Origin of the sequence: Kitasatospora sp. NPDC057512 (assembly GCF_042802135.1) — a bacterium.
Taxonomy (GTDB): Bacteria; Actinomycetota; Actinomycetes; order Streptomycetales; family Streptomycetaceae; genus Kitasatospora.
The window spans coordinates 1-5990 of record NZ_JBHVET010000544.1; the positions used below are offsets into that span (position 1 = coordinate 1).

The following is a 5990-nucleotide window of genomic DNA, read 5'->3' on the forward strand; positions in this document are numbered from 1 at the left end:
GGACACAACCTGAGGGACGTCTCGGTCGACATCCCGCTGCGGGTGCTGACCGCGGTGACAGGGGTGTCCGGATCCTGAACTTGATTTGGTGATGTGGGTCTGTACGGTGACCGACTCGACTGGAGAATCCTCTGGTTCGGACGGCTCAGCAGGATTCGAACGGGCACTGCTCGGCGCCTACGGACGGCACATGCGTGATTGACCGGGGTCACGGAGCCGGTGGTCGTGCGCCTCGGCGCATTCCGGCGAAAGGCGGCTGATCTCGACCTATCGATGACGCGGGCGTTCGTGGAACGCTGCGATGTCCCGACCACTTCACAAGGAGCCGTTGTGGCCGCCGCCCTGACCGTCAGCTACTACACAGCCGGGGACCTGCCCGCCATCGAGACCCGGCTGATCGTGGTGTACGCCGAGGTGTACTCACAGGAGGCCGCCACCGACCCCTTCTTCTCCGTCGAGCGGTTCACCGAGCGTCTGCACCGTCACGCCGTCGGGCCGCGCTGGGGTTGCGCTCTCGGCGAGGTCGACGGCGAGGCGGTCGGCTATGCCTACGGCTTCGCCCGTACGGAGGCCTATCGGTGGGGCGGGCTGATCACCCCAGCGCCGGCCTCGCTGCTGGAGGAGACGGACACCCGGACCTTCGCCCTGTGCGAGGTGATGGTCCGCGCGGCCTGGCGGGGCAAGGGCGTCGCGCGCACCCTGCACGAGGAACTGCTGTCCCAACGGACCGAGGAGCGTTCGCACCTTCTGGTCGAGGAGGACCACCCGCGGGTCAAGGCGCTCTACGAGCGGTGGGGCTACTCCCGCATGGGCACCATGCAGCCCTACCCGGACGGGCCGCGCTACGACTCCATGCTCCGCATGATCGTCTGAGCTTCACAGCTGACGTCCGACAGTCTGGAAGGCTCCTCGGGCGGGCCGGATCAACACGGAGTGACCGGTCGAGGCCGTGGTCTGGTGGAAAGTCTTCAGAGGGGAGAACAGGTCAACTGCCCGTTCTGCTGGCGGATCCGGTGGTCGCAGATACCACCGATCCCCGGAGGGCCCTGACGGACACCAACCGCCGCGACTTCCTCCAACACTCCGTCTACGTCTCCGCCGCCCTGGCACTGCCACTCGGCCACTGGCGAATCGCTTCCGGCTCCGCTTGTTCGCGTGCGAGTACCTGCTGGTGGACCTCGGGGTCACGGTGGGCTCTGATGGCCTGGCGCACGATGCCGCCAGGATGTCCGGGGGCAAGGCCTCGGCCTGGGTGGTGGCGGTGCAGTAGAACGAGTGCCGGTCGGAGGCCTTGGGCGGGTTGTAGGCGGTGAGCTGCTCGGCGGTGACCGCGCCTCGCTCGAACTTCACCTCGGCGCCGGCGGCTTTTGCGGACGCGATCAGTGGGACGGCCAGGGCCGTCCCGGCTTCGACCGTTTCGGCCTCACCGTCACCCCCGACAGCCACACCGTGTGGCTGGACCGCGCCGACAACCCCGTTCCGGGGCTGAAGGGGACAGGGGGCAGCACGGCCGAGACGGGGCCTGGCTACCGGTACCAGCGAGGAAACCGGCAAGCGGGTGCCCGCGTCACCACGACGGGCACCCGCTCCTCAACACCCCCGGTCCTGCCCGGACCGGGCTCCCGGCCCCGATGCTGCCGCACCCCTGCCCGCGCACGCCAGCCCCACTCCCCGAAGGGGTGAGGGGTGCCAACCCTTCCGATTCCTTCTGCTCCGCAAGGAGCCCGCCATGGGTCGTGCTGCTCACCCGATCCCGTGCCCCCCGCCCGACCGCCCGCCGGTCTTCCGTTCCGGAATCGACCATGTCATGGGCGTGGGAACTCGCGGATCGCGCTAGGGCGTTTCTTTTCGATCATCGAGGGGCTGACGACTGACACGCAGTGGGCTCGGACCGAACGCCAGGCTGTGGCGGGCGGTGGCGTGACCACCAGGAGGCGATCGAGCCGATCACTGGAAGGGCCGGCTGGCCGCAGTGCGTGGGCCTGCCCGCCGGGCACGACTCTTGGGAGGCCGTCCACGCCCGACTGCCGAACCAGTGGCCGTGAAGTCGGCTATTTGTCAAGGGGCCTGGACTCTGCGGGCACGGGCATGGAACGATCATGGCCATTCGTACAGGCTTGACTACAGGAGGGCACCATGGCTGACCCGAAGAATGACAACCAGACTCCCCCGGAGGTCCTGGCTGAGGTTGACAGCGACGCGGACATCGACGCAACTGTCACCGAGACCGGGTCGGACATTATCATCGGCTGCTCCGGCTTTGACATCAACTCGCAAGCCACCTTCTACGTGTAGGGCTGCTGTTGGATCAGCGGGCGGACCAGATGAAGATGCCCGCTATGTGGAGTCCGGTCTGGAAGACGGTCGCGGTCTTCTCGTAGCGGGTGGCTAGGCCGCGCCAGTTCTTCAGGCGGTTGATGCACCGTTCGACGGTGTTGCGCCGCCTGTAGGCGTGCCGGTTGAAGGCGAGTGGTCTGCCTCCGGCACGGCCCTTGCGTCGGCGGTGGGCGATCTGGTCCGCGGGCTGCGGGATCACCGCCTTGATTCCGCGTCGGCGCAGGTGGTCACGGATCGCCCTCGACGACTAGGCCTTGTCCGCCAGGACCATGTCCGGGCGGGTGCGCGGACGGCCGACTGGCCGGGGAACCCGGATGCGAGCCATAACGTGCTCGAACGCCGGGGCGTCGCCTGCCTGGCCCGGCGTGAGGTAGAAGCACAGCGGTCGGCAGCGGCCGTCCGCCGCGAGGTGAATCTTCGTGGTCAGCCCGCCCCGCGAGCGTCCGATCGCGTGGTGGTCGGGTTCACCGGCTGGGGCCCCTCTTTGCGGGCCCCAGCCGCGTGTTGGTGAGCGCGCACGACCGTGGAGTCGACCGAGACGACCCAGTCCACGTCGCCTTCGGCGTCCGCCTGGGCGAGCAGAGCAGTGAACACCTTCTCCCAGGTACCGTCGATCGCCCAGTTCCGCAGCCGCGTGTAAACCCCTTTCCAGGAGCCGTACTTCTCTGGCAGGCGCACCCACTGCGCGCCGGTCTGGAACTTCCACGCGATCGCGTCGATCACCTCACGGTGGTCCCGCCACCGACCGCCGCGCTTGGGCGTACGGTCCGGCAACAACGGCTCTATCCGCGCCCACTGCGCATCAGTCAACGGCACACCAGGCCAACGATCCGATGATCGGAAAGAAACGGCCTAACCGACGGCAGCGCCTTCTGCTCCGCGTCGGTGATCTTCCGCGTCGGCTGCAACCCGCTCCGGACCGGCACGCCGACCGTCGGCGGGATGACGTCCTCGCCCAGCCGGCCCCGGCGAGCCACGGGCGGTATGCGACGGCGTGGTTCTTCTGGTCGGTGGTCAGTCCTCCTCCGCACCAAGAGGACGTGCGCACTGACGCGGGGGATCAGCCGTCAGCCGGCTTGAGGTCGATCACGACCAACTTGTCCATCCGGTAGCTGTCGAGGTCCGGGTTGTGCCACGACTCGCCTGCACGGATCCGGTGGAACCTGAACGTCGCGTTGGTCTCGTTGGCTCCGACGATGCAGCGCACCGAGCACGGGTGGTCCAGGCTTGTGACGAGCCGGCGGAACTCCATCGCGAATGCGATCCCGTGAAGGAGAAGGATCCGCTGATCGTCCTCCGAGATCTGCGGAGCGGCGTCGACGATTCGGACATCGACGGGGACGTGGTCCTCCAGGTGGAAGGAGCTGTCAGCGCACTCCCAACCCGTGAGGTCTCCGAAGAACGAGGGAGCACCGTTGGCATCGCCCGTCGAGTCGGCCCAGGTGAGTACATCTCCTCGACGGGTGATCCCATTCGCAAGCAGGCCACGCAGGCCAGGGGCAAGGCCACCGGGCGGCGTCAGGCTTGCTCCACCAGCACGCGCGAGTATCCCGGCCGCAGCATCGTTCATCGTCAGCGACAGCATGTGGCCCATGATCGCAGCCACGGCTGGACGCATCGCCGAATAGGTGGCCCTTGATCTCGCTTGTCCACGCTGCCACGCAGATGGCGCCGCCAATCCTTCGGTGCCTGCCCGGCATCAGCCCCGAAGCTGCCGGGCGCCAGGCCGCCGGGAGCCGTCAGGACCGCCTGCGCAGCGGAGGTCGCGCGCCGACGATGACGCTACTCCGCACCGGTGGCAGCAGCGTGCGCGCGGCAACGGTCCAGTCCCGCTATCACCTCGGCCCGGTCCGGTCCGTCCTTGCCCGCCAGTAGTTCGCCGGCCGTGGTCATGGCGGCCCAGAAATCGGGCGGCGAGCCCCGCCCGTCCCGGAACCGGGTCCTGGCGAAGTACAGGAAGATCTTCGTGAGCTCGCCGGAACGAAACCATCCGAGCAGGCTGCCTGGATAGCCTCCACGTGCACCGGCGGCGATGCCCAACAGGTCGCGGATGCGCTCGTCGTACTCGTCGAGTGCTCGGTCCACGATGAACATGCCCCCCATCGCGAGGACGCTGGCGACGAGTTCCTCCTCGCCTGCCGAGAACTCCGCGAAGAATGGTTCGGCTTCGCGGAGTCGGGCCTGTGCGTCCGGCCGAGGCACGCCCAGAGCCAGGCACACGGCCAGTGCGCAATCACCCCACTCGCCCGTCCTCGCGGCCAGTTCGGCGAAGATCTCCTCGTCGTCCTGCCCAGCGGCAAGCATCTCCCGGGCCTCCGGAACCAGCGCGTCCGCGCCCTCCCCACGATTCATGGCCAGAGGCTACCGCGAGGTACAACGGCTGAGATCGCTCGGATCCCCGCGTGCGTTCGAACATGCGACCGGCGTTCTCACCCGTGCTCCGCCACGACGAGCGGCCGGACGAGACCGAGCCGGACATGGGCAGCACCCGCCTACTGCCGACCCCACTTCGGCCGCGGAAGCCCGTACAGCTGATGCCTGGCCGGCTGCGACATCCCGATCGGAGAGCTGACCGTCCTCTGGGACGCTGGGGGTATGACGGACACGGGGGGCCGGGAAGGCGTGCGCGAAGGGCGGCGAAGGCGGCTGGTGGCCGCGGTAATTTCTCTTGGCGCGCTGGGTGTCGGTGTCGTCCACACCGTCAGGCCGGATCTGAAGATCGACGGTGCGACGCTGGTCCTGGCCGCGATCGCCGTGGTCCCGTGGCTGGGCGATCTCTTCGAGAGCATCGAACTGCCCGGAGGCGCCAAGTTCCAGTACCGGCAGTTGCAGGAGCGCGTGGAGGCCGTCGAGCAGCAGGCCGCGGAGGCCCGGCAGGCGGGGGACGACGCGAGCCGCCAGGCCCGGGTGGCCCTGGTGGCCGGCAGTGAGGGCATCGGGAGTGCCGAGGCGGAGGAAGAGGTCGGCCGTCTGGTCGGCGAGTTCACGGACCTGCGGCGCAGGGAGCCGTCGGGGCCGGCGCGGACCTACCGTCAGGAGCTGATCTTCGCCGAGCTGGCCAGGCTGACTCCGCTGGTGGACGGCTACGACACCGCATCCGCTCTCGGCTCCGCCGTCGGCGGGACCCGGCTGGCGGGCTACGCCCGCCTGTACGCCCGGCCGGAGGAGGAGTTCCTGTCGGCGCTCGTCGAGGCGGCGGCTTCCGAGGAGCTCGCGTTCAACCAGTACTGGGCCTTCCAGGCGGTCGGTTCGGTTGTCGACGCCGTCGGGCCGGGGAACGTGCGGCTCGACACGGTGCGGCGCCTGCGTGCCTGCCTTCCCGCACTCCCGCAGGGCACCGACCGCATCCGGGCGCTGACAGCGGTGCTCAGGCGGCTGGACGGCGCGGCGGGCTGACGGTTCCTCGCACCGGGTGCCGGCCCTGATGGCCGGCGTCCTGGCTCGGGGGCAGGGAGTCCTGGACGAGCGGCCCGCCCCGAGTTCCGTCCTCTGACGCGAAGGCGAAGACCCTCGGCGACGAGCCGGGGTCGAGACGGAACGGCGCCCGGTCCCGGCTCGTCGCCGCCGCAACGGGCTGTTGCCCGGTGACGCCGCCGGGTCGCGCAGGAATCCGATGCCGTGGTGCCCCGGCTCCGCCGCCAGGACAGCGGAGC

At 69.2% G+C, this 5990-nt stretch carries 5 protein-coding genes and 1 pseudogene; 3 read left to right on the forward strand and 3 right to left on the reverse strand.

The window, feature by feature from the left end; genetic code table 11:
* Positions 1–330: 330 nt before the first annotated feature.
* Entirely contained in the window at positions 331–873 is a 543-nt protein-coding gene (locus tag ACFU6K_RS28625) for a GNAT family N-acetyltransferase (protein WP_380667799.1), read from the forward strand.
* A 1263-nt stretch (positions 874–2136) separates the two neighbouring features.
* Positions 2137–2295: a hypothetical protein gene (locus ACFU6K_RS28630; RefSeq protein ID WP_380667801.1), complete on the forward strand. Its 159-nt coding sequence runs from the start codon at positions 2137–2139 to the stop codon at positions 2293–2295.
* Positions 2296–2308: 13 nt separating this feature from the next.
* On the opposite strand, the pseudogene ACFU6K_RS28635 reads toward ACFU6K_RS28630, so the two are convergent.
* The 3 genes and pseudogenes from ACFU6K_RS28635 to ACFU6K_RS28645 all read right to left on the reverse strand — a co-directional run bounded on the left by ACFU6K_RS28635 (position 2309) and on the right by ACFU6K_RS28645 (position 4689).
* Positions 2309–3153: pseudogene (locus ACFU6K_RS28635) on the reverse strand (IS5 family transposase).
* Between the two features lie 244 nt (positions 3154–3397).
* Positions 3398–3922: a hypothetical protein gene (locus ACFU6K_RS28640; protein ID WP_380667803.1), complete on the reverse strand. Its 525-nt coding sequence runs from the start codon at positions 3920–3922 to the stop codon at positions 3398–3400.
* Between the two features lie 197 nt (positions 3923–4119).
* Positions 4120–4689, reverse strand: coding sequence for a hypothetical protein (locus ACFU6K_RS28645; RefSeq protein ID WP_380667805.1), 570 nt, complete (start codon positions 4687–4689; stop codon positions 4120–4122).
* Between the two features lie 243 nt (positions 4690–4932).
* Here ACFU6K_RS28645 and ACFU6K_RS28650 point away from each other — a divergent pair, with 243 nt between their 5' ends.
* Entirely contained in the window at positions 4933–5733 is an 801-nt protein-coding gene (locus tag ACFU6K_RS28650; protein WP_380667807.1) for a hypothetical protein, read from the forward strand.
* The last annotated feature ends 257 nt before the right edge of the window (positions 5734–5990 follow it).

Coding starts and splice junctions, on each gene's coding strand:
- ACFU6K_RS28630 (WP_380667801.1), top strand. CDS start 2,137: ATGGCTGACCCGAAGAATGACAACCAGACTCCCCCGGAGGTCCTGGCT.
- ACFU6K_RS28640 (WP_380667803.1), bottom strand. CDS start 3,922: ATGCTGTCGCTGACGATGAACGATGCTGCGGCCGGGATACTCGCGCGT.
- ACFU6K_RS28645 (WP_380667805.1), bottom strand. CDS start 4,689: ATGAATCGTGGGGAGGGCGCGGACGCGCTGGTTCCGGAGGCCCGGGAG.
- ACFU6K_RS28650 (WP_380667807.1), top strand. CDS start 4,933: ATGACGGACACGGGGGGCCGGGAAGGCGTGCGCGAAGGGCGGCGAAGG.